Source organism: Pseudomonas sp. PS01299 (genome assembly GCF_029960145.1).
Lineage (GTDB): Bacteria > Pseudomonadota > Gammaproteobacteria > Pseudomonadales > Pseudomonadaceae > Aquipseudomonas > Aquipseudomonas putida_A.
The window spans coordinates 1-26,561 of the sequence record NZ_JASCPO010000072.1 but is presented as its reverse complement, the minus strand read 5'-3'; the positions used below and the strand labels follow the sequence as shown (position 1 = coordinate 26,561).

Annotated in this window: 25 protein-coding genes, 5 tRNA genes and 1 riboswitch; of the genes, 10 read left to right on the top strand and 20 right to left on the bottom strand. The window is 58.8% G+C overall.

Going from position 1 to position 26,561, the window contains the following annotated elements:
* Nucleotides 1–166 precede the first annotated feature (166 nt).
* Together cheR and QMX91_RS15020 are read right to left on the bottom strand one after the other, a co-directional pair.
* Nucleotides 167–994, bottom strand: a complete 828-nt coding sequence (cheR, locus tag QMX91_RS15025; protein ID WP_007963053.1) for a protein-glutamate O-methyltransferase CheR — start codon at nt 992–994, stop codon at nt 167–169.
* 46 nt (nt 995–1,040) lie between these two features.
* Nucleotides 1,041–1,973, bottom strand: coding sequence for a chemotaxis protein CheV (locus QMX91_RS15020; RefSeq protein WP_095137138.1), 933 nt, complete (start codon nt 1,971–1,973; stop codon nt 1,041–1,043).
* 82 nt (nt 1,974–2,055) lie between these two features.
* Here QMX91_RS15020 and flgA point away from each other — a divergent pair, with 82 nt between their 5' ends.
* The 4 genes from flgA to QMX91_RS15000 all read left to right on the top strand — a co-directional run bounded on the left by flgA (nt 2,056) and on the right by QMX91_RS15000 (nt 4,659).
* On the top strand, nt 2,056–2,817 hold the full coding sequence (gene flgA / locus QMX91_RS15015; RefSeq protein ID WP_027612276.1) for a flagellar basal body P-ring formation chaperone FlgA: 762 nt from the start codon (nt 2,056–2,058) through the stop codon (nt 2,815–2,817).
* A 160-nt stretch (nt 2,818–2,977) separates the two neighbouring features.
* Nucleotides 2,978–3,304, top strand: coding sequence for a flagellar biosynthesis anti-sigma factor FlgM (gene flgM / locus QMX91_RS15010; protein WP_007917589.1), 327 nt, complete (start codon nt 2,978–2,980; stop codon nt 3,302–3,304).
* Nucleotides 3,305–3,352: 48 nt separating this feature from the next.
* Nucleotides 3,353–3,820 carry a flagellar protein FlgN gene (locus QMX91_RS15005; RefSeq protein WP_007963060.1) on the top strand — a complete coding sequence of 156 codons (468 nt, stop codon included), beginning with the start codon at nt 3,353–3,355 and terminating at the stop codon, nt 3,818–3,820.
* Between the two features lie 92 nt (nt 3,821–3,912).
* The gene (locus QMX91_RS15000) at nt 3,913–4,659 is read left to right on the top strand and encodes a flagellar brake protein (RefSeq protein ID WP_135296362.1); all 747 of its coding nucleotides are present in this window, start codon (nt 3,913–3,915) and stop codon (nt 4,657–4,659) included.
* A 257-nt stretch (nt 4,660–4,916) separates the two neighbouring features.
* Here the strand turns inward: QMX91_RS15000 and QMX91_RS14995 are convergent, their stop codons facing one another.
* The 4 genes from QMX91_RS14995 to QMX91_RS14980 form a co-directional block, all read right to left on the bottom strand.
* Nucleotides 4,917–6,293, bottom strand: coding sequence for an MFS transporter (locus tag QMX91_RS14995; protein ID WP_135296363.1), 1,377 nt, complete (start codon nt 6,291–6,293; stop codon nt 4,917–4,919).
* Between the two features lie 69 nt (nt 6,294–6,362).
* The gene (locus tag QMX91_RS14990) at nt 6,363–7,604 is read right to left on the bottom strand and encodes a glutamine synthetase family protein (protein ID WP_282412967.1); all 1,242 of its coding nucleotides are present in this window, start codon (nt 7,602–7,604) and stop codon (nt 6,363–6,365) included.
* Nucleotides 7,605–7,804: 200 nt separating this feature from the next.
* Entirely contained in the window at nt 7,805–8,497 is a 693-nt protein-coding gene (locus QMX91_RS14985; RefSeq protein ID WP_282412966.1) for a HAMP domain-containing sensor histidine kinase, read from the bottom strand.
* The gene (locus tag QMX91_RS14980; RefSeq protein WP_047295822.1) at nt 8,494–10,098 is read right to left on the bottom strand and encodes a tetratricopeptide repeat-containing response regulator; all 1,605 of its coding nucleotides are present in this window, start codon (nt 10,096–10,098) and stop codon (nt 8,494–8,496) included. Before QMX91_RS14980 ends, QMX91_RS14985 begins: the two co-directional genes overlap by 4 nt.
* A 132-nt stretch (nt 10,099–10,230) precedes the next feature.
* Between QMX91_RS14980 and QMX91_RS14975 the strand changes: the two genes are divergently transcribed.
* Nucleotides 10,231–11,682 (top strand): lysozyme inhibitor LprI family protein, encoded by a 1,452-nt coding sequence (locus tag QMX91_RS14975; protein WP_282412965.1) that lies wholly within the window; start codon nt 10,231–10,233, stop codon nt 11,680–11,682.
* An 82-nt stretch (nt 11,683–11,764) separates the two neighbouring features.
* Here the strand turns inward: QMX91_RS14975 and QMX91_RS14970 are convergent.
* Nucleotides 11,765–11,841: transfer RNA gene (locus tag QMX91_RS14970), tRNA-Arg, on the bottom strand.
* Between the two features lie 294 nt (nt 11,842–12,135).
* On the opposite strand from QMX91_RS14970, the gene QMX91_RS14965 reads away from it, so the two are divergent.
* Nucleotides 12,136–12,366 carry a hypothetical protein gene (locus tag QMX91_RS14965; RefSeq protein ID WP_282412964.1) on the top strand — a complete coding sequence of 77 codons (231 nt, stop codon included), beginning with the start codon at nt 12,136–12,138 and terminating at the stop codon, nt 12,364–12,366.
* Nucleotides 12,367–12,386: 20 nt separating this feature from the next.
* On the top strand, nt 12,387–12,566 hold the full coding sequence (locus QMX91_RS14960; protein WP_027612267.1) for a PA3371 family protein: 180 nt from the start codon (nt 12,387–12,389) through the stop codon (nt 12,564–12,566).
* Here the strand turns inward: QMX91_RS14960 and phnN are convergent.
* Complete coding sequence (gene phnN, locus QMX91_RS14955) at nt 12,541–13,110, bottom strand: phosphonate metabolism protein/1,5-bisphosphokinase (PRPP-forming) PhnN (RefSeq protein ID WP_282412963.1); 570 nt, start codon at nt 13,108–13,110, stop codon at nt 12,541–12,543. The genes QMX91_RS14960 and phnN overlap by 26 nt on opposite strands.
* 388 nt (nt 13,111–13,498) lie before the next feature.
* Between phnN and QMX91_RS14950 the strand changes: the two genes are divergently transcribed.
* Nucleotides 13,499–13,825, top strand: coding sequence for an Arc family DNA-binding protein (locus tag QMX91_RS14950; RefSeq protein WP_003178899.1), 327 nt, complete (start codon nt 13,499–13,501; stop codon nt 13,823–13,825).
* Nucleotides 13,826–14,057: 232 nt separating this feature from the next.
* On the opposite strand, the gene mgtE is transcribed toward QMX91_RS14950, so the two are convergent.
* Nucleotides 14,058–15,500 (bottom strand): magnesium transporter, encoded by a 1,443-nt coding sequence (gene mgtE / locus QMX91_RS14945; protein WP_027612263.1) that lies wholly within the window; start codon nt 15,498–15,500, stop codon nt 14,058–14,060.
* A 321-nt stretch (nt 15,501–15,821) separates the two neighbouring features.
* Here mgtE and QMX91_RS14940 point away from each other — a divergent pair, with 321 nt between their 5' ends.
* Nucleotides 15,822–16,340 (top strand): cell envelope protein SmpA, encoded by a 519-nt coding sequence (locus QMX91_RS14940; RefSeq protein ID WP_282412962.1) that lies wholly within the window; start codon nt 15,822–15,824, stop codon nt 16,338–16,340.
* 18 nt (nt 16,341–16,358) lie between these two features.
* On the opposite strand, the gene QMX91_RS14935 is transcribed toward QMX91_RS14940, so the two are convergent.
* From QMX91_RS14935 to ltaE, 8 genes are all read right to left on the bottom strand, one after another.
* Nucleotides 16,359–16,435, bottom strand: a tRNA-Arg gene (locus QMX91_RS14935).
* Between the two features lie 72 nt (nt 16,436–16,507).
* A tRNA-Arg gene (locus QMX91_RS14930) sits at nt 16,508–16,584 on the bottom strand.
* A gap of 71 nt (nt 16,585–16,655) precedes the next feature.
* Nucleotides 16,656–16,732 (bottom strand) — tRNA-Arg (locus QMX91_RS14925).
* 107 nt (nt 16,733–16,839) lie between these two features.
* Nucleotides 16,840–16,930, bottom strand: a tRNA-Ser gene (locus QMX91_RS14920).
* 62 nt (nt 16,931–16,992) lie between these two features.
* The gene (gene csrA / locus QMX91_RS14915) at nt 16,993–17,181 is read right to left on the bottom strand and encodes a carbon storage regulator CsrA (RefSeq protein ID WP_002554426.1); all 189 of its coding nucleotides are present in this window, start codon (nt 17,179–17,181) and stop codon (nt 16,993–16,995) included.
* 187 nt (nt 17,182–17,368) lie between these two features.
* Complete coding sequence (locus tag QMX91_RS14910; protein ID WP_025112914.1) at nt 17,369–18,610, bottom strand: aspartate kinase; 1,242 nt, start codon at nt 18,608–18,610, stop codon at nt 17,369–17,371.
* Nucleotides 18,611–18,700: 90 nt separating this feature from the next.
* The gene (gene alaS / locus QMX91_RS14905; protein WP_098965156.1) at nt 18,701–21,319 is read right to left on the bottom strand and encodes an alanine--tRNA ligase; all 2,619 of its coding nucleotides are present in this window, start codon (nt 21,317–21,319) and stop codon (nt 18,701–18,703) included.
* 146 nt (nt 21,320–21,465) lie between these two features.
* Nucleotides 21,466–22,470 (bottom strand): low-specificity L-threonine aldolase, encoded by a 1,005-nt coding sequence (gene ltaE, locus QMX91_RS14900; protein ID WP_282412961.1) that lies wholly within the window; start codon nt 22,468–22,470, stop codon nt 21,466–21,468.
* A 290-nt stretch (nt 22,471–22,760) separates the two neighbouring features.
* A riboswitch (FMN riboswitch) is annotated at nt 22,761–22,932 on the top strand.
* Nucleotides 22,933–23,033: 101 nt separating this feature from the next.
* Here ltaE and QMX91_RS14895 point away from each other — a divergent pair.
* On the top strand, nt 23,034–23,543 hold the full coding sequence (locus tag QMX91_RS14895; RefSeq protein ID WP_098965159.1) for a 6,7-dimethyl-8-ribityllumazine synthase: 510 nt from the start codon (nt 23,034–23,036) through the stop codon (nt 23,541–23,543).
* Between the two features lie 155 nt (nt 23,544–23,698).
* Here the strand turns inward: QMX91_RS14895 and astE are convergent, their stop codons facing one another.
* Genes astE through astB form a run of 3 tightly spaced genes read right to left on the bottom strand, consistent with a single transcriptional unit; the run spans nt 23,699 to nt 26,413 of the window.
* A complete protein-coding gene (gene astE / locus QMX91_RS14890; protein ID WP_027612642.1) occupies nt 23,699–24,709 on the bottom strand; it encodes a succinylglutamate desuccinylase in 1,011 nt (336 codons plus the stop codon).
* 12 nt (nt 24,710–24,721) lie between these two features.
* The gene (locus QMX91_RS14885; protein ID WP_007963090.1) at nt 24,722–25,009 is read right to left on the bottom strand and encodes a hypothetical protein; all 288 of its coding nucleotides are present in this window, start codon (nt 25,007–25,009) and stop codon (nt 24,722–24,724) included.
* Nucleotides 25,010–25,066: 57 nt separating this feature from the next.
* The gene (gene astB / locus QMX91_RS14880; RefSeq protein WP_003227272.1) at nt 25,067–26,413 is read right to left on the bottom strand and encodes an N-succinylarginine dihydrolase; all 1,347 of its coding nucleotides are present in this window, start codon (nt 26,411–26,413) and stop codon (nt 25,067–25,069) included.
* Nucleotides 26,414–26,561 lie beyond the last annotated feature (148 nt).

Below are 26,561 nucleotides of genomic sequence, written 5' to 3'. Positions count from 1 at the left end.
GGCTTGCTCGCGAAAGCGTCATCTAAGTCAGTATTTGTTTTCCTGACACACCGCCTTCGCGAGCAAGCCCGCTCCCACAGGGGATTTGTGGTGTGTGAGGGAGATAATTCAGGCACAAAAAAACGGGAGCCCCCAAGGACTCCCGTTTCTCGTGTTGCCGATGCAATCACTTCGCCTGGTAAATGATCCCCGGGCTGCACTGGACCATCTGGTAATGATCCGGCAGACCGTTCAGCGCTTCGGACGCGCCAAGGAACAGGTACCCGCCCGGCTTCAGCGTGCTGTGAATGCGCAACAGGATGTCTTTCTTCACCTCGGCGGAGAAGTAGATCAGCACGTTGCGGCAGAACACGATGTCGAACTTGCCCAGACTCGCGTAGCTGTCGAGCAGGTTGAACGAACGGAATTCCACCCGGTTCTTGATCGGCGCCTTGATCACCCAGCGCCCCGGCCCTTTCGGGTCGAAGTAGCGCTGCAGACGATCGGCGGACAAACCGCGACCGATCGCCAGGCTGTCGTACTCGCCGGTCTTGCAGTTGGTCAGCATGCTGCCGGACAAGTCCGTGGCAACAATCTGCACGCCCATCTTCAACTGACCGAGGTTGCTGCGCTCGAACTCATCGATCGACATCGACAGCGAATACGGTTCCTGACCCGACGAGCACGCCGCCGACCAGATCCGCAGACGCTGGTTGGGACTGGCCTTGATTGCCTCGGGCAGCACCTTGTTCTTCAAGACTTCAAACGGATAGGTGTCCCGAAACCACAGGGTTTCGTTGGTCGTCATGGCATCGACCACCTGCTCGCGCAAACCGCTGCGCGGCTGGGTCTGGATGCGCTGTACCAGCTCACCCAGGGACTTGATGCCTTGCTGCTCCATCAGTTTGTTGAGACGGCTCGAGACCAGGTACTGCTTGTTTTCACCGAGCAAAATGCCACAGGCTTTTTCCAGGAAGACCCGGAATTGTTCGAAATCCAAATTACCCGTAGACAATGATGCCGCCTCTTAAATCGTGTTGACCGCCAGGGACAAAAGGTCCCTAGCTGATATCTGCTGCTTTGATCCGGTCGACTACCCGGGATGCCAGGTCATCAGGACGGAATTTGGCCAGGAAGTCATCGGCACCGACTTTCTTGACCATCGCCTGATTGAATACCCCCGACAACGAAGTATGCAGGATGATATGAAGCTTTTGCATGCGCGGGTCGCTGCGGATCTCCGCCGTCAGGGTGTACCCGTCCATCTCCGGCATCTCGATGTCGGAAATCATCATCAGGAACTCTTCTTCCGGCTTCTTGCCCTCTTCGACCAGCTTGCGCAGGTAATCCAGCGCCTGCTTGCCGTCGTTCAGCGCCACCACTTCAACCCCGATCGTCTGCAGGCAACGCGTGACCTGCTTGCGCGCCACCGACGAGTCATCGACCGTCAGCACCCGCAGCGACAACGCCTTGCTCTGGGTCTCAACATCGACCACACCGACCGAAATCGCCTCGGGCGTCGGCGCCACTTCCGCCAGCACCTTCTCGACATCGATGATTTCGACTAACTGATTGTCGACCCGAGTCACAGCCGTCAGGTAGTGATCGCGCCCCGTGCCCTTGGGCGGCGGATGGATCTCTTCCCAGTTCATGTTGACGATGCGCTCCACCGAGCGAACCAGGAAACCCTGGGTCTTGGTGTTGTACTCCGTGATGATCACGAACGGACTGTTCTTGTCTTTCAACGCCCCGGAACCGGTCGCCATTGCCAGATCAAGGATCGGAATGGTCGCCCCCCGGATATTCGCCACCCCGCACACGACAGGACTGGACTTGGGCATCAACGTCAGCGACGGGCATTGCAGCACTTCCCGCACCTTGAACACGTTGATGCCGTAGAGCTGCTGACCGTCAAGACGGAACAACAACAGCTCCAGGCGATTCTGCCCTACCAGTTGCGTGCGCTGGTTCACCGAATCCATTACACCAGCCATGCCCAGACTCCTACACCAACGCCAAGTGTTGTTGCGACGCACATTCATTGCTAAACGGCACGGCGCTTGCTTTTTAACTCGTATGAACGCTCAAACGACATTTTTCCGACGCCTGACCTCCCGCACCCGCAAAGCGCTGTGCGCGGTGTCTGCCGTCTGCTTCTTCTTCGCTGGCAGCCCTGCCGGTGCTGATACGGTTACCTTGCCTGACATGCTTATCGGCGTCACCCAAGGCTTTCTTGAGTTCACCGTAGAAGACTATCTGGCTACCAGTCAAACGGAAGGCCGCTACGAAATCGAGGTCAACCAGCTCGACCCGCGTATGCGCATGCCTATGTGCGACAAGGAATTGACAGCGTCGCTGGAGAGTCCGGCCCGTCCGCTGGGCCGGGTAACGGTCAAGGTCCGGTGCGAGGGAAGCTCGCCGTGGACGGTGTTCGTGCCCGCTCAAGTCCGCCTGTTTCGCGAGATTGTCACCACCACCCGCCCGCTGAAACGCGCCGGAATTATCGAGCCGCAGGATGTGACCTTGCGTGAACGCGACATCAGCCAGATCAATCAGGGTTTCCTGACGTCGGTGGATGAAGCCATCGGGCAGAAATTGACCCGACCAACGGTCGCCGATCAGGTGATTACCCTGGTGCATCTGGAACAGGCTGAAGTGGTGCGCAAGGGTGATCAGGTGGTCATCATCGCCCGCAGCGGTACGCTCGCTGTGCGCATGCCCGGCGAAGCCCTGGCCAATGGCGGTTTGAAAGAACAGATCCGGGTGAAAAACCTCAATTCCAACCGGGTGATCAAGGCGCAGGTCATCGCGCCGGGCCAGGTGGAAGTGGCCATGTAAAACGCTCAGGCAGAAAACTGGCGCCGGCCTCGATGCTTCCCTAAACTGTGCCGCAGCAGAACACGCTTCGGCACATGCAGCTCATTGCAAAGTGAGCCTAAAGTTTTCCAGGGAATGGCCGAGAACATGGCAAGCGTCCAAATTCCCAGAGGTTTTTAACATGGTCATCGATTTCAGCCGTTTGAACAGCTCCTCGTCACTTACGGGCAGTACACGTACCAGCAACGCCAAGGAAACCGCCGAATCCGGCACCTCCGCGCCGCTGAATACCCAGGCCGAAACGGCCAGTACCGCAAAAAGCGGGGAATCGGTACACCTCAGCAATGAGGCTCAACAGTTGCAGAAGGTCACTGACAAGCTGCGCGATCAGCCTGCCGTCGACAAAGCCCGGGTGGCCGAGTTGAAAGCAGCGATTGCCGATGGCAGCTATAAAGTCGACAGCAACCGTGTAGCCAGCAAACTGCTCAACTTCGAAGCCCAGCGCTAGGCTTTTGCCGGCGCCAGGCTTTTGGACGCTTAAAACCCAAGGCCAGCCATGCACGACACTAATTTATTGCAACTGATCACCGACGACTTTGCTCCAGCTCAACAATTGCTGGAGTTGCTGCAAACCGAGTCCCTCGCTTTGCACGGTCGCGACATGCCTTTGCTCGAAGACATTCTGGCGCGCAAACAGGCATTGATCATTTTGCTTGAACAGCATGGCCGCAAGCGCAGCGAAATCCTCGCCAGCCTCAACCTGCCGCTCGACCGTCAGGGCCTGGAGCAACTGGCCAGCCACTCGAGCATTGGCGACCAGTTGCTGGCCCAGAGCGACGTGTTGACCGACCTGATTGCCCAGTGCCAGGCGGCGAACGTCAAGAACGGCCAGTCGATCCAGATTCAGCAGGCCGCCACGGCCAATCAGCTGAAAATCCTCACCGGGGGCGAGCCGCCAGCGTTGTATGACGCCTCGGGCACTTTCGCCAAACCCACCAAGCCGCGTACGCTCAGCCAGGCGTGAGCCATTCGATGTGCCTGCACTATCAACCCGCGAAACATGCTGGCAAAATGCTGGCTAGTCGTAGTCAAATTTTGTCTGGAGATTGAGAAAACGTGCCAAACGCCCTAAGCGCGGATGATAGTCCGCAGCCACCAAAGGTGCTGACCACGCCCCTGGAAATCTCCAGCAACCTGCGCCAGCTGCAAGAAAGCCACGATCCACTGATCATCACGTTCCACGAGCGCAGCCAGCGTTTCCAGAGCTACCTGATCAAGGTCGACCGCGATACCGCGACGATTGCCCTGGACGAGATGATCCCGCGCGATGGCGAGCGCTTTCTGCAGGCGGGCGAACCGTTCAAGGTCGAAGGCTTCCACGAGGGCGTGCGCATCGCCTGGGAATGCACCGGCACGCTGAACATCGAAGAATCCGAGGGCGATCGCTTCTACACCGGTGACCTGCCGACCGAGGTGGTTTACCACCAGCGCCGCAACGCCTTTCGTGCAGCCCTGAAGCTGACTGACCTGGTCAGCGTCGAACTCGGCGGCGAAAAGCTCAAAGCGCCGATCAACGGCAAACTGCTGGATATTTCCGCCACCGGTTGCAAGCTGCGCTTTGAAGGCGACATCACCGACCGCCTGCAACTGGGCCAGGTCTATGACCGCATGATCGCCACCCCGCTGTTTGGCAATCAACCGATCTCGGTCGAACTGCGTTATCTGCACTTCGAAGAAAAGCTCAACATCACCTTCGCCGGTCTGCGTTTCCACAACATCAGCGGCCAGGCGGCGCGCAACGTCGAACGCTTCGTCTATCAGTTGCAGCGTGAAGCACGCCGGTTCGATAAAGACGATCTGTGATTCGTACAGGCAAATAGAAAGGGCAGCCCCTCGCGGGACTGCCCTTTTCTATTTCCATTGTCCCGTCCTGGCCTGGAGATCCCTGTGGCGAGGGGATTTATCCCCGATGGGTCGCGTAGCGCCCCCAAAACCTGCCGATGCGCAGTATCAGATACTTCGCATGCGTTGATTTTGCGACTGCTTCGCAGCCGGTCGGGGATAAATCCCCTCACCACAGTTAAAGCATCATTCTTTGAACAGCCTTACCCTCACCCGATTCAGGGTCTGGCACCACTGATGTCCGGCGTCGGTTTATCCCCCTCATCAGCCGGATCAGCTTCCACCGCCGCTTCAGACTGCACTTCGGGTTCCGGCTCCGGTTCTGGCGTAACCGTGGTCTGCATCTGCTCCTGCACCACCTGCTCATCCACTCGCGGATCGAGTGCTGCCACCAACGGCGAGCTGGACATGCTGTCAGGCATCGCCACGTGGTGCAGCGGCGCGTCGTCGACCTGATGCAGATTGGTCACCGCTTTCGGGCGAATGCGCCACACCAGCACCAGCGCGAAGAAACTGAAAAACGCGTACAGACTCTGACTGCCAAACAGCTTCATCAGCACACCTGCCAGCAGCGGGCCGATGCTCGCACCGACACCGTAGGTCACCAGCAGCATCGCCGTCAGCGACACCCGGCGATCGCCCTCGACGTGGTCGTTGGAAAACGCCACCGCCAGCGGGTACAGGCAGAACTGCACCAGCGAACACATGAACCCGACGACAAACAGAACTTCCAGCGGCACCTGCGGCAGGATCGCCAACGGCAACGCCGCCACCGCCAGGAACCCGGCAAAACAGCGAATCAGCAGCGCCCGGTCATAACGGTCGGACAACCAGCCCAACGGCCACTGCACCAGCAGCCCGGCAAAAATGCAGCTACCCATGAACAGACCGACCTGCTCGGTCGACAGCCCCTGCTGCGAGGCATACAGCGGTGCCAGACCGTAGAACGAGCCGATGATCAGACCGGCCCCCAGCACCGTGCTCAACGACTGCGGCACGCGCTTGATAAAGAAGCGCGGCTCCATCGGTGCCGGATGCAGTGGCGCCGGGTGAATTCGCCGGGTCAGCGCCACCGGCACCAGACACAGGGCAAAACACAGCGCGACCAGCATCAGCAGCTCCAGGCCGAGGCCCGGATGCATGACCAGAATCAACTGACCGAGCACCAGCCCCAGATACGAAGCGATCATGTAGCCGCTGAACACCAGCCCACGCTGGTTGGCGTCGGCCTGCTCGTTGAGCCAGCTCTCGATCACCATGTATTGGCACATCATGCCCAGACCGACGATGGTCCGCAGCACCAGCCACGCCGGCAGCCAGTCGACCAGGCCATGCCCGAGCACCGCCGCGCCGACGATCCCGGCACACGCCGAATAAGCGCGAATGTGGCCGACCCGGGCAATCAAGCGGTGACCGATCTTGCCGCCCAGTACCAGGCCGAAATAGTTGGCCGCCATCAGCGCACCGACCCACAGTCCGTCGACATGGTCAGCAGCCAGGCGCAATGCCAGGTAAGTAGATAGGAGGCCCGAGCCGATCAACATCATCAGCGAGGCGAAATACAGCGCTCGAAAGGATTTCCAGATTTGGCGCATCGGCGTTCCGAGCGGCTCCTTGCAGTGAGTATCGGACTATCAAGACGATAGCCCGACGGCGACAGTTAGTCAGGCCTGGGCTGCTAGAACACGCCGTTCCCAGGGAGTGATTTCATCAAAGAAGCTGGTCAACTCCATGGTCTTCGAAGCGATGTAGCCTTCGATGAACTCCTGTCCGAACAGTTCCCTGGCCAATTGGCTACGTTTCAGACGCTCGAGCGCGGCATGCAGGGTACACGGCAGCGAAAGATTCTCCGGCACTTCGAATTCGCCCTGAATCGCTGCGGTCGGCTCCAGCTCATGCTCGATGCCATGCAAGCCGGCGGCCAGACTCGCGGCAATCGCCAGATACGGGTTGGCATCGGCGCCAGGCAAACGGTTTTCCACGCGTCGGGCCACCGGCGAACTGGCCGGAATCCGCAGCCCTGCGGCGCGATTGTCGTGGGACCAGCAGGCATTGTTCGGTGAAGCATACGGGTGACACAGACGCTGATAGGAGTTCACGTTCGGTGCAAACAGTGCGGTGAAATCAGCCATGCCCGCCTGCTGCCCGCCGATGAAATGGCGGAACATTGCGGTCGGCTGGCCGCTCTCGTCGCTGAACACATTCTTGCCGGTGGCGATCTCGACCAGGCTCTGGTGAATGTGCATCGAGCTGCCCGGCGTGTGCGCCAGCGGTTTGGCCATGCACACCACGCTCAGACCATGCTTGAGCGCGACTTCCTTGAGCAGGTGTTTGAACAGGAAGGTCTGATCGGCGAGCAACAGCGGATCACCGTGCAGCAAGTTGATCTCGAACTGGCTGACGCCCATTTCATGCATGAAGGTATCGCGCGGCAGACCGAGGGCTGCCATGCATTTATAGACTTCGCTGAAGAATGGCCGCAGGCCATTGTTGGAACTGACACTGAACGCCGACTGCCCATCCTCGCGACGCCCGTCGAGGCCGACTGGCGGACGGAACGGCTGAGTCGGATCGGTGTTCGGCGCGAAGACGAAGAATTCCAGCTCGGTCGCCACTACCGGCGCCAGACCGCGTGCGGCGTAACGGGCGATGACTTTCTTGAGTTGGCCACGGGTCGACAGGTTGGAGCTTTCGCCGCTCAGTTCGTCGGCATCGCAGATGGCCAGGGCACGTGGCTCGTCGCTCCATGGCAAGGGATGGATCATGCTCGGCTCGGCCACCAGCGCGAGGTCGCCGTCATCGCTGCCGTAAAACCGCGCCGGCGGATAACCGCCCATGATGCATTGCAGCAGCACCCCCCGTGCCATCTGCAAACGCCGCCCTTCGAGGAAACCCTCGGCGGTCATCACCTTGCCGCGCGGCACGCCGTTCAAATCCGGCGTGACACATTCAATCTCATCAATGCCGGTCAGTCGCTGTGCGAGTGAACGCTGGCCATCGGTTGTCATGACGCAATCCTTGTTATTGTGCGAGCCGCAAGCGGCGACCCGTACAAAATAGGCTCCGGCTGTTCGGAATATCAAGCAGCGTCAAACAAAAACCCGGGTCACGGCAGATAAAGGCTGAACACCCCGCCACCCAGTGCTCCGCCATTGCGAATTTCGGTGTGCCCGACCACGCCATTGCGCTGATGCAACGCAGCAATCCGGTTGGCGAAATACAGACCCAACCCGGTGCTGCCACTGCTGTGATTGATGCCCTGCACGTAATCGGCCTGACGCTCGAGCATCGCTGCCGGGTAACCGTCGCCGTCATCGTTGATGCTCAACACCAGTTGCCCAGCCTCGTCGCTGACGGTAATCAGCAGCGACTCGCGGGCATAACGAATCGCGTTGTTGATGCAGTTGCCCAATACCGAGGCAACCAATTCGCGATCGAAGAAACCCAGCGGGCTCAGCGGATCAACTTCGTAGGTAGCAATGATCCCGCGACTGGCGAACACCTCTTGATGCGCGGCCAGTTGCGCCTCGATGAAATCATCCAGCTCGTGATACGCCGGTTGCAGCGGCAACTGGTTGACGCCGAGCTTGTACAGCCCGAGCAGTTGCACCAGCATGCCGTTGAGGTGGGCGAACTCGAAGTCGATCACACCCTGCTCCGCCCCACCGCGTTGCGCTTCGGGCAAGCGCGCCAGCCACTGGCTGTGGGCTTGCATCAGCATCGCCAGCGAGTTCTTCATGTCGTGAACGGTGGAGGCGATCACCGTGGAGAAATCCAGCGCCTGCTCGTCTTGGTTCATTCGCCAAACGCCTTGCTTTTCAGCTTCTGATAACGCGCATAACGCGCGTCGGTGTCGGGCATCAGGCCGACCATTTTCAGGCAGGCCCGACATTCTTCCAGCTCCGCCGACGGCACACTGGTGTCGGTGCCATGCAGCAGCGACTGGGCCATGTTCAGCGCGATACTGATGTTCTTCGGTTGCATCTTCAGCGCCTTGCGGAACACCTCGCGGGCCTCCACCAGATTGCCGGTCTTGTACACGCGCACGCCCTGACGGTTGAGGTCGGCGGCGGCGTTGCTCGAACTGAGGATAGTCGGGTCGTCGGTGAGCTTGGCGATGTCTTTCATCACCGCCGGATCGTCACCGTAGATCTCCGCACAGCTCTTGAGCATCGAAGTGCCCGCCTCGGCCTGACCGAGCATCTGCAATTGCTTGGCGACCAGCAGCGCCGCTTCAGGGCTCATGAACTGTTCCATGCCGTCGAGGCGCATCAGTGCTTGCTCGGTGAGCTTGTCGGCGGTCTCGGCATCGTTGAGCAGCAGACTGGTGGCCTTCATCAGCCGCGCACGAATCTGCAGGCCGGGGTCAGACGGGTTCTCTTTGGCGACGGCGCTGAGCGTGGTGTTGATCTCCAGCCGCGTGCGCGTGTCGAGCCCGCGCTCACTGCCCTTGCTGATCAAGGCATGAGCCAGACCGAGGTTGCTTTCCGGGTCCTTGAACCGCGACTGCGCGCCCTGCGCCACGGCCTGGCGATAGGCACGGGACGCGGTGTCGAAGTCTTCGTTGGCCATCGCCAGTTTGCCGAGCAACGCCTGCCGGCGCACCGCCAGCGGCGACAAACGAATCGCCTCCTCCAGCACCCGCTGCGCGCCTTTGGTATCGCCCTCGGCGACCAGCACATCGGCCATGCCGTCGTACAACGCCGGCATCATCGGGAACACTTTCAGCGCCTTTTCGTAAACATCCTTGGCCTGCGCCACTTGCCCACGCTTGAACAACAACTTGCCCAGCCCGGCAAATGCCCACGGCAACGGCCGATCAGCAATGATGCTGTCGTAGAGGCGTTCAAGCGCTTCGTTCTGGTTCATGTCGCGCAGCGCATCGGCGCGATAACGCAGGCACAGCGGCGAATAACGGATGTCCTGCTTGCACAGCGCAATACAGGCATTGAGCACCTCGACCGGTTTACCGCGATCAAGGGCTTGCAGAATCGGTTTGAGCAACGTCTTGCGCTGCTCCAGACGCTCCAGGCGCTGCGCCAGGCCGGAGCGGTTGAACGGCTTGGTCAGGTAGGCATCCGGCTCATGCTCCAGGGCACTGAGCACCATCGCCTGACTGGTCTCGGCCGTGACCATGACAAACACCGCTTCATGGCTGATGAGCTTTTCCGACATCAAGTCTTCCAGCACCTGCTGGCCGTTCTTCTTGCCGTCGCCGAGGTGGAAATCCTGCAGGATGAAATCATAGGACTTCTGCGCACACATCTTCAGCGCCTGCTCGCCGGTATCGGCGGTATCCACATCCTTGACCCCCAGTTCGCGCAGCATCGAGCGTACGGAACTGCGGAAATCCGAGAAATCATCGACGATCAGAAAACTCTTTTGGTGATACGACAGCATCGAAGATTTCCAGGCAATTGAAGTAGGTGAACCGGGGGCGTTTTCACAGGCGCGCAGATGATAGCTGGAGGCCAAATGCTATCAAGCGATTTCGCGCGAGTCTGAGGTCGCCGAAGGAGTTATCGGCAAGGGGTGGGGTTCTCTGAAGTGGAGGGGTTCAAGATTCCTTGTGCAGCGATTACCCTGCGCGCCGGGTCATCTTTTCACTACAGGGTTTATCTCGTGTACATCAAAGGACGTTGCATCGTGTCCGCCTGTGCGCTGCTGTTTTTTCAGCAGGCAATGGCGGGAGGAATGGATTGTGCGAAAGCGGCGAGTGCCGTGGAGAAGGCTGTTTGTGCGGATAAAGGGTTGTATGAGCTGGATGCGCAGATGGGTGCTGCATACAGCAAACTCATGAAGTCAGCGCCAGATAAAACGGCCGAGCTTAAAGGCGCTCAGCGCCTTTGGCTAAAGACCCGCAATCAATGCGTTGAAAATGTCAGTTGCCTTAATCAGCGCTATCGCGAACGGCTCGAATCATTGCAAACGCAATGGATCGATACGCTGGCGTACTTGCCCGACGAGATAGACAGACAGGCGATGGTCGAGCTGCAGCAACGTATCGAGGCGGCGAGCAAGGTTGATCCCGAGTTTGCTCTGGAAAAGACTCTAGGTGCATTCACGGTAAGCCTTGATAAAACTTCGTTTGCCGGTGTTCCCGATGATGATGAGCAAACGCATTTTCCCGAAACGATCCCGAAAGGAGTGAGCCTGGATGAATGGAAGGCATTAAATGCGTCCAACATCACAGGTGCCTCTGAAATGGGTCAAACGACTTACACCCTTACCGATCTGGATGGCGATGGATTGCGCGACCTGATCGTTGAAACCTACTCAGGCGGCACCGGGTTGTTCTGGTACACCGAAACCTGGCGCGGCACAGGAAGCAGGTTCACCAGACGAGGTGCCGAAGCTGCTACCGAACCCAACGCCGAGACCACCCTTTTCTACACCAATGATCGCGGCGCCAACCAAGCGGTCAACTGGATCAAGGTGCATGACAGAATTTACGCCGCCTATCGAGATGGCGCTTACGGTGTTGATAAGGTCTATCTGCTCAACCCCCTGCGGATCAATCATCAGGTCCCCACGATAACGGTGCAGTATGGTTATGAACTGAACGTGCCTCGCACTCAGGCGAATCAGGACAATCCGACAGCCTATGAACTGACCCCCACCTTACAAAAGGCACTCATTCTAGGTTTATCCAAGATAAGAAATACGGAGTCGAAGAACTCGGCCCCCATCTGCCCAATCCCCTCATCAGGCCCGGGGGACGATGACTATTACAGCTACGGCGCAAGTTATTACGCGATTGAACCCGTCGCCGATTTCCCGGTGATCATCGGCGACGACTGCTTTATCGCCAGACTGATCAATTGGTTTGGTAGCTACGATGAAAAAGTCGGGCTGTTTGCGCAACTGGCGTTGCGAAAGCCGGGATCAGAAGAGCAGGCACAAAGCTATACGGTCAACGGGCGCCGCCACATAACTCAAGTAAGCATCTCAATAGGCAAAGCCGAGGGTGGCGCGGCAAACTAGACAGCAGCAATGAAAACGAAAAAGCCCCGCCAGATCATCCTGTGCGGGGCTTTTTTGCGAGCCTTGGCGAGGCTCTGAATGATGGTGTCCCAGGGCAGGTTCGAACTGCCAACCTTCCCCTTAGGAGGGGGATGCTCTATCCAATTGAGCTACTGAGACACTGAGTTATCGCGGCCGGACACGGCGCGACGGACGGCGTGCATGTTAACGGCCAGCCCTTGATTTGTCATGTCGTCCGTGGGCTTTTTAAGTGTAGGCAGGCGCCTTGCAATGCTGCGTGAACATTTACCGTGCAATTTGCACTACCTCAAAAAGCCATCATTGCAGATTGCAACCCTCTCCCTATGAAAAACCCTTGCAAATCCTTGTTTTTAAAGGACTTCACAGCGGTTAGACTGTTGGCACGACGGCTGCTTTGTCTGTTCTCACAACAGCACAAACGGAGTCCGCCCCATGAACAGCACTCTCCTGCTCGCAAACGCTATCGCACTGGCGGTTTTGGTTGGCTTTCATTTTGTTCCAGAGAGTGCTGAACCGGTGGCTCAGCGTATGCCGCATTATTTGCAGGTGCAGAGAGCGCCGCAGTTGGCGGTGCTGAGCGATCAGAGCGACTACGCGGCGCAGGCGGTCAATGAGCCTGAGCATGCACTGCCGACGCGCGACACCGAACGTCTGGTTTTTTGAAATATCTTCAGGAGTACAGCATGTCCAGATCAGCCGCAGGATTTCTGATCCTCGCCTTATTGAGTGGCGTTGTGCATTTTTCGCTGTTCGAGGAAACCTCAGTCACCCTGCCCCTGATTGGCTGCGGCGTGTTTGCGGTGTTGTTTGTGCTGGCCCTGGTGGCCGGGCGCAGGATCAAGTTTGATCCGGTGCTGCGTTAAGACGGATCAAGCCCAGCAGTTGCTTGACGGCGTCCGCCAGGTCGCCCGAGTTGTCGATCATATGCACGGGCAAGTCAGTTGCCCTTCTGTCCTTGAACAGCGCATTGCGCGCCAGTCTCGCATCGATCTGCTCAGGCGTCTCCCGCCCTCGTCTGAGCAGGCGTTCACGCAAGACCTCATCCTTGACCGTCAGCAGCACCGGCAGCAGCGTCGGATAGCGCTCAAGCGCCTGACGCAGGTTGGCGCGTGAGCCGTTCACCAGCACAGATCGTCCAGCGCGCAACCATTCGTCGATTTCTGCCGGGATACCATAAGCCAGCCCATTGGCCTGCCAGGCCAGCGAGAAGTCCCCGGCTTGCTGGCGTCGCTCGAACTCTTCGGGCGTCACGCCGATGGCATCTTCACCCACCGATTCCGCTGATCGGGTAATCACTCTGCGGATGATTTCGCATTTCAACTCACGCAAAGGCTCACGCGCGGCCTCGATCAGGCTGTCCTTGCCTGAACCGGAGGGTCCCATCAGATAAATAAGCCTGCCATCCATCCTGAAAACGCCCTCCAACGGGTGTTTGCCCTAGTAAATCGGCAAATTGCCACTATCCTGTACAGGTAAGGAACAAGGATTGAAAGCCGCATAGCATGCACGTTCTGACGTCTTCGGACATCAACAGATGTGCACCCGGAAGCGGTCATTGATGCGGACCAAGGCAAAGTTTTCAAACCAGTCCGCATTTCTGATAATTGGTGCTGGCATTACGCCTTTACCCAGCTCAATATTTGTCACAGAATTGACGCCAATGATCTGGCAATTTTGAGGCATGATGCGGGCCTCTTAACAATTCAGGTTGAACCATTTGGCGCGGATGCTTGTCCTACCACACATCCTGCGGCCAATCCCGAGAACCGCTCCCCTGAACTAACCGGTTAAATATATGCGCCCATTGAAACAGGCAATTTATTCCAGCCGTACGGCTGACAAGTTCGTCGTACGTCTGCCAGACGGGATGCGTGAACGCATTGCCGAGGTGGCTCGCAATCATCATCGCAGCATGAACTCCGAAATCATTGCGCGCCTTGAGCAGAGTCTTATTCAGGAAGGTGCACTGGGCGAAGAGTTGAGCATGCGCCTGGACAGCCCGGAGCTTTCGCTGCATGAGCGTGAGCTGCTGCAACGCTTCCGTCAGCTGTCGCACCGTCAACAGAACGCACTGGTGTCGCTGATCGCTCACGACGCCGAGATGGCCGCAGACGCGTCCTGAGTTGCGCCGAACATCTCAAGCCAGCTTAAGTGCTGGCTTTTTTTTTACCCGGATTTTAATCACGACAATCCAAGGCAGACTTTGTGGTGAGGGGATTTATCCCCGACGGACTGCGCAGCAGGCCCTCTTCCGGGGTCGCTGCGCAACCCATCGGGATAAATCCCCTCACTACAGATAACTACACAGGCACAAAAAAGCCCGCCATTTCGGCGGGCTTTTGTATGGCAGCGAATCAGAGCAGGAAGATCGTCGCCAACCCCAGAAAGATGAAGAAGCCACCACTGTCGGTCATGGCCGTGATCATCACACTGGCGCCCATCGCCGGGTCGCGACCCATTTTGGCCAGCGTCATCGGGATCAACACCCCCATCAGCGCCGCGAGCAGCAGGTTGAGAGTCATCGCCGCCGTCATCACCACACCCAGCGACCAACTGCCGTAAAGCAGGTAGGCGACCACACCGATCACCCCACCCCAGACCAGACCATTGATCAACGCCACCGCCAGCTCCTTGCGCATCAGACGCGAGGTGTTGCCGGTGCTGACTTGGTCGAGCGCCATGGCACGCACGATCATGGTGATCGTCTGGTTACCGGAGTTACCGCCGATACCCGCCACGATCGGCATCAGCGCCGCCAGCGCCACCAGCTTCTCGATCGAGCCTTCGAACAGACCGATCACCCGCGACGCGACAAAGGCAGTGATGAGATTGATCGCCAGCCACGCCCAACGGTTGCGCAGGGATTTCCAGACTGAGGCGAAGATGTCTTCCTCTTCGCGCAGACCCGCCATGTTGAGGACTTCGCTTTCGCTCTCCTCACGAATCAGGTCGACCATTTCGTCGATGGTCAGACGGCCGATCAGCTTGCCGTTCTTGTCGACCACCGGGGCCGAGATCAAGTCGTAACGCTCGAACGCCTGAGCCGCGTCATAGGCGTCCTCGTCCGGATGAAAACTCACCGGATCGCTGGCCATGACTTCAGAAACCTGTTTCTCCGGATCGTTGACCAGCAGACGCTTGATCGGCAGCACGCCCTTGAGCACGCCGTCGTAATCGACCACGAACAGTTTGTCGGTGTGGCCCGGCAGCTCTTTGAGCCGACGCAGGTAACGCAGAACCACTTCGAGGCTGACATCCTCGCGGATGGTCACCATCTCGAAGTCCATCAGCGCACCGACCTGCTCCTCGTCATAGGACAGGGCCGAACGCACGCGCTCGCGTTGTTGCTGGTCGAGCGTCTCCATCAGCTCATGGACGACGTCTCGCGGCAGCTCGGAGGCCAGGTCAGCAAGTTCGTCGGCGTCCATGTCCTTGGCCGCAGCCAGGAGCTCGTGATCGTCCATGTCGGCGATCAGCGTTTCACGAACGGAATCGGATACTTCGAGAAGAATGTCGCCGTCGCGATCAGCCTTGACCAGTTGCCAGAGCGTCAGACGGTCGTCCAGCGGCAAGGCTTCAAGGATGTAGGCAACGTCGGCGGAGTGCAGATCATCGAGTTTGCGTTGCAGCTCGACGAGGTTCTGCCGGTGAACCAGGTTCTCGACCCGGTCGTGGTGCGCGCCTTCCTGGCGATGAGTCAGGTCTTCGACGACCTTCTGGCGCTGCAGCAGCTCAACGACCTGAGCCAGGCGATCCTGCAGGCTTTCCTGGGTTTTCTTTACTTCGATTTCGGACATAGGCGAACTCCACTCCCAGCAGCGGGGCACGCCGGAAGGATCAATCAGTCAATTCATGATTGGTGAAACGGGCTACTGAGTAACTACTGGGTAAGTCCATGGAGGTTTTCCATAGGCCCCGGCGGGGCCGACGGGCGCAATGATACACCGCCTGACGGTTTTAAACGTTAAAAAATCGCGGTCGAAACAAGTGCTTGCGCGACAAAGTTGAGCGCTGTCCTGACCCGTGCAGATGCGACGACTCATCTTGAAAAGAAAACACACCGGCGTTGAAAAATGTAGCGACTACCCTTGAGCGTAGACCGTCATGGAGGACGTCGAATGCTATCCAGAACATGCCTTTTTGTGGTCGCCAGCCTGCTCTGCCTGCCACTCGCCGGAGCCGCCACCACCCTTCACCGCTGCGAGGCTGCCGACGGCGGCATCACCTTCACGACCCTGAGCTGTGCGAGCGACGAGCAGCTTTCAGAGCAACAGGTTCACCCTTACTCGCCCGGATCCGTCGTACCGATCATGCCGGAACACAACCATGAGGAAATATCCGGTATGACAATCAGGGGACGTGAACCGGGCATCGTTGGCCGCCTGGCGGACAAATGCGGCAACCTGATCGATGCCAGGCAGCGCCGCGCAGCAATCATCAATCAACGAGTGATTGCCGGCATGAGCCAACAGGATGTCGAGAGCGCGCTCGGCAAACCGGACAAGGTGAATATTCGAACGTCGACGACGAGCTATCGCTATGAGCTGAAACGAGGCCGCAGTGCTCAAGTCGATTTTGACGAGAAGGGATGCGTGAAAGGAAAAGCCAAATCGCAGGCAACAAAAAGCCCGCGTTAAACGCGGGCTTCTTGAATATGGTGCACTCGACAGGATTCGAACCTGTGACCGCTCGGTTCGTAGCCGAGTACTCTATCCAGCTGAGCTACGAGTGCATTTTGTGTTTTTAGACCAGATCACAACTGGTTGAAGCCGAGTCGCCTGTATTGCTACAAACGACTCTTAAATGGTGCACTCGACAGGATTCGAACCTGTGACCGCTCGGTTCGTAGCCGAGTACTCTATCCAGCTGAGCTACGAGTGCATTTGTGTTTTTAAACCAGACCACAACTGGCTGAAGCCGAGTTCTTTATATTGCTATAAACAACTCTTAAATGGTGCACTCGACAGGATTCGAACCTGTGACCGCTCGGTTCGTAGCCGAGTACTCTATCCAGCTGAGCTACGAGTGCATTTGTTGCGCCGCATTATAGCCCGTCTAATCTCTATTCCAACCACTTTTTCTAATAAATTCAAGAACTTACAGAAAAAGCCAGATTACAACGTACTAAGCAAATAATGGCGGAGAACGGGGGATTCGAACCCCCGACACCCTTTTGAGGTGTACTCCCTTAGCAGGGGAGCGCCTTCGGCCACTCGGCCAGCTCTCCGCAACACGGGGCGTATATTAACCACCTTCTTCCCCGTTTGCAAACATAAAAATCGATAAAAATTAATGGCTTGGTTCTTCGTCCTTCTCTTTCTTTATACGCAGGTAAATTTCCTCACGGTGCACGGCAACCTCTTTCGGGGCGTTGACGCCGATGCGCACTTGATTTCCTTTGACGCCGAGCACGGTCACGGTGATTTCGCCATCACCGATAATCAGGCTTTCTGCGCACCGACGAGTCAGAATCAGCATACCTTTCTCCTCACGCATTTCATTTCAGGGACAACAGTCTGCAAAAAAAAGGCACCCGACCTACAACCGGAGCGATCGTAGCCCTACATGCCTGAGTATTGACCAGCGCGAGCAAAAGAACAGTTCAGGGCTCGCGCCATTCAAAAAATAAAGGGCGCGGTCAGACCGCGCCCTTCAGGTGAACGGATTACTCGCCCTGACGGGCCGGCGCGTCCAGTTCGAAAGCCGTGTGCAGGGCGCGCACGGCCAGTTCCAGGTACTTCTCTTCGATCACCACGGAAACCTTGATTTCCGACGTCGAGATCATCTGGATGTTGATGCTTTCCTTGGCCAGGGATTCGAACATGCGGCTGGCCACGCCTGCGTGGGAACGCATGCCGACACCGACGATCGAGACCTTGGCAATCTTGGTGTCGCCCACCACTTCCCGGGCACCGATCTCGCGAGCGGTGTTTTCCAGCACGGTCTGTGCGGCCTGGTAGTCGTTGCGGTGCACGGTGAAGGTGAAGTCAGTGGTGTTATCGTGCGCAACGTTCTGCACGATCATGTCGACTTCGATGTTCGCGGCACTGATCGGGCCGAGAATCTTGAACGCCACGCCCGGGGTGTCTGGCACGCCACGGATGGTCAGCTTGGCTTCATCGCGGTTGAAAGCGATGCCGGAAATGATCGGCTGTTCCATGGTTTCCTCTTCATCAATAGTAATGAGGGTGCCCGGACCCTCCTTGAAGCTGTGCAGTACGCGCAGCGGAACGTTGTACTTGCCGGCGAATTCCACCGCACGGATCTGCAGCACCTTGGAACCGAGGCTGGCCATTTCCAGCATCTCTTCGAAGGTGATCTTGTCCAGACGCTGAGCGACCGGCACCACACGCGGGTCAGTGGTGTAGACACCATCGACGTCGGTGTAGATCTGGCACTCGTCAGCCTTCAATGCAGCCGCCAGTGCCACGCCTGTGGTGTCGGAACCGCCACGGCCGAGGGTGGTAATGTTGCCGTGCTCGTCGACGCCCTGGAAACCGGCGACAACCACCACGCGACCTGCTTTCAGATCACCGCGAATCTTCTGGTCATCAATCTGCAAGATACGCGCTTTATTGTGCGCACTGTCCGTCAGGATCCGCACCTGATTACCGGTGTACGACACCGCCGGCACACCGCGCTTGATCAGCGCCATGGCCAACAGGGCAATCGTCACCTGCTCACCGGTGGAAACGATCACGTCCAGTTCACGCGGAACCGGTTGCACGTCGCCACTGATTTGCTTGGCCAGATCGATCAGACGGTTGGTTTCGCCGCTCATTGCAGACAGCACAACCACCAGGTCATCGCCGGCATCGCGGAATTTCTTAACCTTGTCGGCGACCTGCTCGATTCTCTCGACAGTGCCGACCGAGGTGCCTCCAAATTTCTGTACGATCAAAGCCATTTCAAAGCCGCCTCTGCCCATGAAGGGCGCCCAATAATCACTCGAACAGCCGCCGGGCCCGCCACTAGACTGCGGGCCCGACGGGCCGTCTTATAAACCCTGCTCGACGAATGGAACGGTCAGCGCCAGCGCGCCATCCAGTGCGCCGGCGTCGACACCACCGCCCTGCGCCATGTCCGGACGACCACCGCCCTTCCCGCCCACTGCCGCAGCAGCCTGTTTCATCAAATCACCGGCTTTGAGTTGGCCAGTCAGGTCTTTGGTTACGCCTGCAACCAATACGACCTTTTCCTCATGGACACTGCCGAGCAGGATCACTGCGCGGCCGAGTTTGTTTTTCAGCTGATCGACCAGCGCCAGCAGCGCCTTGCCATCCTGACCATCCAGACGTGCGGCCAGAACCTTCACGCCCTTGACGTCGACTGCCGAGTTCGACAGATCGTCGCCCGCGGCGCTGGCAGCCTTGGCCTGCAACTGCTCGAGTTGCTTTTCCAGCGCGCGGTTGCGCTCCAGCACGGCCGACAGCTTGTCGATCAGATTGTCGCGGCTGCCCTTGACCAGGTTGGCCGCTTCCTTGAGTTGTTCTTCGGCAGCATTCAAGTAGGCCAGTGCCGCAGCACCAGTGACTGCCTCGATACGACGCACACCCGATGCCACACCGCCTTCGCTGATGATTTTCAGCAGGCCGATGTCGCCGGTACGGTTGGCGTGGATACCGCCACACAGCTCGACGGAGAAATCGCCGCCCATGCTCAGCACGCGCACGTTGTCGCCGTACTTCTCGCCGAACAGCGCCATCGCGCCTTTCTGCTTGGCGGTTTCGATGTCGGTTTCTTCAGTTTCAACTGCGGAGTTCTTGCGGATCTCGGCGTTGACGATGTCTTCCAGCGCTTTGATCTGCTCCGGCTTGATCGCTTCAAAGTGGCTGAAGTCGAAGCGCAGACGCTGGCTATCCACCAACGAACCCTTCTGCTGAACGTGCTCGCCCAGTACCTGACGCAGCGCAGCGTGCAGCAAGTGGGTGGCCGAGTGATTCAGCGAAGTCGCGTGACGCACCTCGGCATCGACATGGGTTTCCACTGGCGCGCCGATGGTCAGACTGCCGGAATCCAGAACACCGTGGTGCAAGAATGCGCCGCCGGTCTTGGTGGTGTCACGGACGTCGAAACGTGCGTTACCGGCCTGGAGGAAACCGCAGTCGCCAATCTGGCCGCCGGACTCAGCGTAGAACGGCGTCTGGTTCAGCACGATCACCGCCTCTTCGCCTTCACTCAAGACGTCGACCGACTGGCCATCTTTATAGATAGCGACGATTTTTGCCGAACCGCTGGTGTCTTTGTAACCGGTGAACTCGGTGGCCACATCAACCTTGACCAGGGTGTTGTAGTCCAGACCGAACGAGCTGGCGGAACGCGCACGAACACGCTGGGCTTCCATTTCACGCTCGAAGCCGACTTCGTCGACGGTCAGGCCGCGCTCGCGAGCGATGTCGGCCGTCAGGTCCATCGGGAAACCGTAGGTGTCGTAGAGTTTGAACACCACGTCGCCTGGCACCACGGTGCCTTTGAGTTCCAGCAGATCCTGTTCGAGAATCTTCAAGCCGTGCTCCAGGGTCTTGGAGAACTGCTCTTCTTCAGCCTTGAGTACGCGCTCGATGTTGCTCTGCTGCTTCTTCAGTTCCGGGAAGGCTTCGCCCATCTCGGCGACCAGTGCAGCGACGATCTTGTAGAAGAAGCTGCCGGTGGCGCCCAGCTTGTTGCCGTGACGGCAGGCGCGACGAATGATCCGGCGCAGCACGTAGCCGCGGCCTTCGTTGGACGGCAGCACGCCGTCGGCGATCAGGAAACCGCACGAACGAATGTGGTCGGACACCACTTTCAGCGACGACTGATCGCCATTTTCGCAGCCGATGGCTTCAGCCGAGGCCTTCAGCAGGTTCTTGAACAGGTCGATGTCGTAGTTGGAATTGACGTGCTGCATCACCGCACTGATCCGCTCCAGGCCCATGCCGGTGTCGACCGACGGCGCTGGCAACGGATGCAACACACCATCGGCGGTGCGGTTGAACTGCATGAACACGTTGTTCCAGATCTCGATGTAACGGTCGCCGTCTTCTTCCGGCGAACCCGGTGGGCCGCCCCAGATGTGGTCGCCGTGATCGTAGAAAATCTCGGTGCATGGGCCGCACGGGCCGGTATCGCCCATGGTCCAGAAGTTGTCGGAGGCGTAAGGCGCGCCTTTGTTGTCGCCGATGCGGATCATGCGCTCGACCGGCACGCCGATCTGCTTGGTCCAGATGTCATACGCTTCGTCATCGGAGGCGTAGACGGTGACCCAGAGTTTTTCCTTCGGCAGTTTCAGGACGCCGGTCAGGAAGGTCCAGGCGAAGGTAATCGCGTCGTGCTTGAAATAATCACCGAAGCTGAAGTTACCGAGCATTTCGAAGAAGGTGTGGTGACGAGCGGTATAACCGACGTTTTCCAGGTCGCTGTTCTTGCCACCGGCACGCACGCACTTCTGGCTGCTGGTTGCGCGGGTGTACGCGCGCTTTTCCTGGCCCAGGAAGCAGTCCTTGAACTGGTTCATCCCCGCGTTGGTGAACAGCAGGGTTGGGTCGTTGCCCGGAATCAAAGAGCTGGAGGCTACACGGGTGTGGCCTTGCTCTTCGAAGAAGCGAAGGAAGGCTTCACGGATTTCTGCGCTTTTCATTAGGTTCTTCCACGGAGGCTGCGGCCAAAGGCCTGTACGAAACGTCAACAGACGAAACGACGGCAAAGGGCCGCATTATATCGGCCCTTCGCGCGGGGTACAGCGTGTTTATACGATAGTAACGGTCAATTGGACGGCTAACGCTGTCACTTGCGCGAAAACTCGACGAATGTCGCGATCACTTGCTCGATTTGCGAGCGATTGACGTCCATGTGCGTGACCATGCGCAAGCGCGCCGCGGCGCTCAACTTGATCCCGCGTTCGGCGGCAAACGCCTTGAGCGCTTCAGCCTGATCGCCCATTTGCACGTAAACCATGTTGGTCTGCACCGGCTCGACGCTGAACCCGGCCTCGCGCAAGCCTTCGGCCAAAAACAGGGCGTTGGCATGGTCATCCGCCAGGCGCTCAACGTGGTGATCCAGCGCATACAGCCCCGCCGCTGCCAGCAACCCGGCCTGACGCATGCCGCCGCCGACCATTTTGCGCAGGCGGCGGGCCTTGCCGATCAGTTGCTCAGTGCCACACAGCACCGAACCGACCGGCGCGCCGAGGCCTTTGGACAGGCACACCGACACCGAATCGAAATGTTGCGTGATCTCGCGGGCATCCACCCCAAGCTTGACCGCCGCGTTGTACAGCCGCGCGCCGTCCAGATGCAGGGCCAGACCATGCTCCCGCGTGAATTGGCGCGCGCGGGCCAGATACTCCAGCGGTAACACTTTGCCCTGCATGGTGTTTTCCAGCGCCAGCCGCCGGGTACGGGCGAAATGGAAGTCATCCGGCTTGATCGCTGCCGCTACGTGAGCCAGATCCAGCGAACCGTCGGCCTGCACTTCCAGCGGCTGTGGCTGGATCGAACCGAGCACCGCCGCGCCACCGCCCTCGTACTTATAGGTGTGCGCCTGCTGGCCGACGACGTATTCGTCGCCACGTTCGCAATGCGCCATCAGGCCCAGCAGATTGCTCATGGTGCCGGTCGGCACGAACAGCGCGGCGGCGAACCCCAGGCGTTTTGCCAGTTCCGCCTCCAGACGATTGACCGTCGGATCTTCGCCGTACACATCGTCACCCGTGGCCGCCGCCGTCATCGCGTCGAGCATGGCAGGAGTCGGTTGGGTGACGGTGTCGCTGCGAAGATCGATAACGCTCATGAACCTGGCCTCTGGTCAGCAGGGGAAATCCCTTTTCGAAGGTGAATTACTGCGGTCATGGCGCCGATTAATCAACCCTTGAGTGAGAAAAAGCACATTACTTATTGAAAGGACGCAACCCAATGTGGGAGCGGGCTTGCTCGCGAAAGCGGTGTGTCAACCAATCAATTTGCTGACTGACACACCGCCTTCGTCGGAACGCCGCCCGGAGCAAGCCCGCTCCCACAGGTTCTGTGCAAGGCCTGAAATAATGTGATAAAAACGCTGCGCCGCCCGAGAAAGGGCGGCAAAAACGTTCTCAGGGCGGGGTGCAATTCCCCACCGGCGGTAATTGCGCGCAATGCGCATAGCCCGCGAGCGCTTGGCGACGAACACGGCTTTTGCTGTGATCGGCGGCAAGGTCAGCAGACCCGGTGTGATTCCGGGGCCGACGGTCATAGTCCGGATGAAGAGAGAACGGGATTGACACCAAAGGGCCGCCCGCGCGCTTGTGTGCTCGTGCGTACCCTTGAATCCCTTTCAATTCATAACGCCCTGTTTTTCACACAAACAGGAGTCAGAACATGCAACCCACCGCTATCGACAGCAAAAGCAAACACCCTCACGGCGAGCGCGTTGCGTTCATCCAGGCCTGCTGGCACAAGGAAATCGTCGACCAGAGCCGTAAGGGCTTCGTCGCCGAAATGCTGGTTCAGGGTTATCAGGAATCGGACATCGATTTCTTCGAAGTCGGCGGCGCCTTTGAAATGCCCCTGCACGCCAAGCTGCTGGCCAAGACCGGTCGTTATGCCGGCATCGTCGCGGCGGCTCTGGTCGTGGACGGCGGCATCTACCGTCACGAGTTCGTCGCCCAGTCAGTGGTCAGCGGCCTGATGCAAGTGCAACTGGAAACCGAAGTACCGGTGTTCTCGGTGTCCCTGACCCCGCACCACTTCCATGCCGGTGAAGAACATCAGAAATTCTTCTTCGAGCATTTCGTGCACAAGGGTCAGGAAGCGGCGCGGACTTGCGCGGATACGCTGCAGAAGGTTCGCGCGTTGCGTCGCACAGAGCCGCGTGCGGTCGCCGTCTGATAGACCATGAGTGAGGCTTTTGGTCTCACTCATTCCCCTGTGGGAGCGAGCTTGCTCGCGAAAGCGGACTGACAGCCAACTCAAATGTTGAATGCCAGATTGCATTCGCGAGCAAGCTCGCTCCCACAGGGTTATATATCAGACCGGAAATTGCGTCAGGCGAGATGTTCGTCGGTGGCAGGCACGATCAGGATGCCGGCGCGCAAGCCGTTCTTGACCTTCGGATTAGGGAAGATGATTCGCGCGCCCTCTTCCTCGATGACCCAGCGGGTATTGGCCAGATCTTCGGCCAGCACATAACCCACATCCAATTCAGAAAAGTTCTCGATGTCCGCTGGCAGGTTCAGGCGGAACGCATCGCTGTGCTTGATGATTTCCCGGGCGACGCTGAACAGCTGCAAACCATCCAGACCCTCTGCAGCCAGATCCGGCTCATTGCCTTCGATGATCTGCTTCAGACGAGTTTCCAGACGTGAAACATCCACCCCTTCGTTCTGCCCGAACGGCCGCGCCTTGCCCAGTTCCAGGGTGAAAGCCTCGGCACCGAGCTTGTCGTAGGTGTAGGAACTGAACACGATCGACGGCTTGTTCTGCAGCAGCACCGCTTCCATCCCGGCAGCGCGCAGACGCGCCAGCTCGCGGCGCGAATGCTGGCGACCTTCCTTCCACGGATACAGCGCGAACTGCTCGATCTTCGAACCACGAATGGCGGTGTGCAGGTCGTAGTGCAGGCGCTGCCGATCCGGCAGGCTGAAGAAGCTCGCCGCCAGCCGTTCCAGCTCGCAGGCGCGGATGGCTTCGGAACCGCTGGTTTGTTCATGCCGGCCGTTGAACAGCCGGTTGACGTCCTGCTCGACGAAGCGCTCGCCCTTGCGGATCGCTTCCGGGTTGCCGAACAGGAACAGAATGCGTGCACGCGGCTTCAGATCGCCGCGAGCGATGTCATGCAGCAGCCGATCGAGCAACTCGATCGGCGCTGTTTCATTGCCGTGGATACCTGCCGACAGCAGCAGGTCCAGGCCATTGTCACGCGCTTCGGGTGGCCGGACTTCCAGCGCACCCTCGCTCAACCAGCGCATGCGCACGCCTTCGACAGTCAGTTGAGTCTTCTCCGCCGGTTCGCGGCCGGCGAGGGTCAGTTCAAGCAGTTTGCCGAGGGCGAGCATAGAGCGGTTTCCTTAGTGATCGTGGTTGCAATCCGGGCCGTGCACGTGGTCTTCGTCACCGACTTCAGCCGGTTCCATTTCCAGTTGCAGACTTACCAGATTAGTTGCCAATGGGCGCAGCAGCAGGTTGGCGTACTCTTCGTCACCTTCCTCGACGTCCACGCCGATCAGCAGTTGGCCACGGCCGTCCTGCTGGATCCACAGCTCTTTGCCTTGCCACATGACCGCGACGCGGGTGCACGAGGTTTGCAGTTGCGTGCCGTCGGTGTCTTCAAGGATCAACTGCAGGGAATCGCTCATGTTTTTACTCTCTTGGGGAGACAAGCCGCGCGCCGCGTTCAGGCGACGCGCCGGCCATCAATTGATCTGGAATGGATAAACCGCGCCCAGTTTAAGGATTTGCGTCAGTTCATCCAGTGCCGTCCGGCATTCAAGCAGCAACTGCGGGTCCGCCAGATCGGTTTCGCTCAGGCGGTCGCGGTAGTGCTTTTCAACCCATGCGGTCAACGAACCGTACAACGGGGCCGTCATGATAACCCCTGGGTTGACGGCCGCCAGCTCGGTTTCGTTGAGCGCGACGCGCAGTCGCAGGCACGCCGGGCCACCGCCGTTCTGCATGCTTTGCTTGAGGTCGAAGACTTTGACTTCGCGGATCAGGCCGCCGGAGCTGGTCAGCCCTTGCAGGTAGTTCCACACGCGCTCGTTGCCACGGCACTCTTCCGGCACGATCAGCAGCATCGAACCGTCAGGACGCGACAGCAACTGGCTGTTGAACAGGTAGGAGCGCACCGCATCGTCCACGGTGACCGCCGAACGCGGCACACAGATCGACTGGAACTTGCCGCCGACCTTGGCCAGTTTGCCCTGCAACTCGGCCAGCATCTGTTCGGTGTCGAGGAACGCGTCCTCGTGATAGAACAGCACCTCGCCGTTACCCACCGCGATCACGTCGTTGTGGAATACGCCCTGGTCGATCACCGCCGGGTTCTGCTGCGCGTAAACCACGCCTTCGTCACGCAGACCGTGCAGACGCGCTACCGCTTGCGAGGCTTCCAGAGTCTGGCGCGCCGGGTACTTCTGTGGCGCCGGGTAGCGAGTGTCGAACGCACTGCGACCGAACACGAAGAACTCGACACCGGCCTCGCCGTACTCACGGCAGAAACGCGTGTGGTTGGCCGCGCCTTCGTCACCGAACTGCGCCACCGCCGGCAACGCGGCGTGGTGGGCGAAGTGTTGCTGATCGGCGAACATCGCACCGAGCACGCGGCTGGTGGTCGGGTGTTCGATGCTGCGGTGGTATTTGCAGTTGAGGTTGGCGGCGGTGAAATGCACGCGACCGTCAGCGGTGTCGGCACTCGGGCTGACAGTGGCGGCGTTGGCCACCCACATGCTCGACGCCGAGCAACTGGCAACCAGCAACGGCATGGCTTCCTTCGCGGCACGCTCGATCACTTGCGCGTCGGTGCCGCTGAAACCCAGACGGCGCAACGCGGCCACGTCCGGACGCTCCTGCGGCGCCAGCACGCCTTGCTGAAAGCCCATTTCCATCAGCGCTTTCATTTTCGCCAGACCTTGCAGCGCCGCTTCCTTCGGGTTCGAAGACTGCTGGCTGTTGCTCTGGGACGCGACGTTGCCGTAGGACAGACCACCGTAGTTATGGGTCGGCCCCACTAGACCGTCAAAATTGACTTCATAGGATTTCATCAGCGAGGCTCCACGAGAATCTGTTGTTATAGGCTTCAAGTAACAATTCAGTCAGACCGCGTCGCGGCTATCGCGAGCAGGCTCACTCCTACAGGTTTGGCGGTGTTCACACATGCTATGTTCGACACAAATCCTGTAGGAGTGAGCC

Excerpts from the sequence above, each read along its gene's own strand:
- QMX91_RS15020 (WP_095137138.1), bottom strand. The coding sequence starts at position 1,973 with ATGGCTGGTGTAATGGATTCGGTGAACCAGCGCACGCAACTGGTAGGG.
- flgA (WP_027612276.1), top strand. The coding sequence starts at position 2,056 with ATGAACGCTCAAACGACATTTTTCCGACGCCTGACCTCCCGCACCCGC.
- flgM (WP_007917589.1), top strand. The coding sequence starts at position 2,978 with ATGGTCATCGATTTCAGCCGTTTGAACAGCTCCTCGTCACTTACGGGC.
- QMX91_RS15005 (WP_007963060.1), top strand. The coding sequence starts at position 3,353 with ATGCACGACACTAATTTATTGCAACTGATCACCGACGACTTTGCTCCA.
- QMX91_RS14995 (WP_135296363.1), bottom strand. The coding sequence starts at position 6,293 with ATGCGCCAAATCTGGAAATCCTTTCGAGCGCTGTATTTCGCCTCGCTG.
- QMX91_RS14990 (WP_282412967.1), bottom strand. The coding sequence starts at position 7,604 with ATGACCGCCGAGGGTTTCCTCGAAGGGCGGCGTTTGCAGATGGCACGG.
- QMX91_RS14985 (WP_282412966.1), bottom strand. The coding sequence starts at position 8,497 with ATGAACCAAGACGAGCAGGCGCTGGATTTCTCCACGGTGATCGCCTCC.
- QMX91_RS14980 (WP_047295822.1), bottom strand. The coding sequence starts at position 10,098 with ATGCTGTCGTATCACCAAAAGAGTTTTCTGATCGTCGATGATTTCTCG.
- QMX91_RS14965 (WP_282412964.1), top strand. The coding sequence starts at position 12,136 with ATGAACAGCACTCTCCTGCTCGCAAACGCTATCGCACTGGCGGTTTTG.
- QMX91_RS14960 (WP_027612267.1), top strand. The coding sequence starts at position 12,387 with ATGTCCAGATCAGCCGCAGGATTTCTGATCCTCGCCTTATTGAGTGGC.
- phnN (WP_282412963.1), bottom strand. The coding sequence starts at position 13,110 with ATGGATGGCAGGCTTATTTATCTGATGGGACCCTCCGGTTCAGGCAAG.
- QMX91_RS14950 (WP_003178899.1), top strand. The coding sequence starts at position 13,499 with ATGCGCCCATTGAAACAGGCAATTTATTCCAGCCGTACGGCTGACAAG.
- mgtE (WP_027612263.1), bottom strand. The coding sequence starts at position 15,500 with ATGTCCGAAATCGAAGTAAAGAAAACCCAGGAAAGCCTGCAGGATCGC.
- QMX91_RS14940 (WP_282412962.1), top strand. The coding sequence starts at position 15,822 with ATGCTATCCAGAACATGCCTTTTTGTGGTCGCCAGCCTGCTCTGCCTG.
- csrA (WP_002554426.1), bottom strand. The coding sequence starts at position 17,181 with ATGCTGATTCTGACTCGTCGGTGCGCAGAAAGCCTGATTATCGGTGAT.
- QMX91_RS14910 (WP_025112914.1), bottom strand. The coding sequence starts at position 18,610 with ATGGCTTTGATCGTACAGAAATTTGGAGGCACCTCGGTCGGCACTGTC.
- alaS (WP_098965156.1), bottom strand. The coding sequence starts at position 21,319 with ATGAAAAGCGCAGAAATCCGTGAAGCCTTCCTTCGCTTCTTCGAAGAG.
- ltaE (WP_282412961.1), bottom strand. The coding sequence starts at position 22,470 with ATGAGCGTTATCGATCTTCGCAGCGACACCGTCACCCAACCGACTCCT.
- QMX91_RS14895 (WP_098965159.1), top strand. The coding sequence starts at position 23,034 with ATGCAACCCACCGCTATCGACAGCAAAAGCAAACACCCTCACGGCGAG.
- astE (WP_027612642.1), bottom strand. The coding sequence starts at position 24,709 with ATGCTCGCCCTCGGCAAACTGCTTGAACTGACCCTCGCCGGCCGCGAA.
- QMX91_RS14885 (WP_007963090.1), bottom strand. The coding sequence starts at position 25,009 with ATGAGCGATTCCCTGCAGTTGATCCTTGAAGACACCGACGGCACGCAA.
- astB (WP_003227272.1), bottom strand. The coding sequence starts at position 26,413 with ATGAAATCCTATGAAGTCAATTTTGACGGTCTAGTGGGGCCGACCCAT.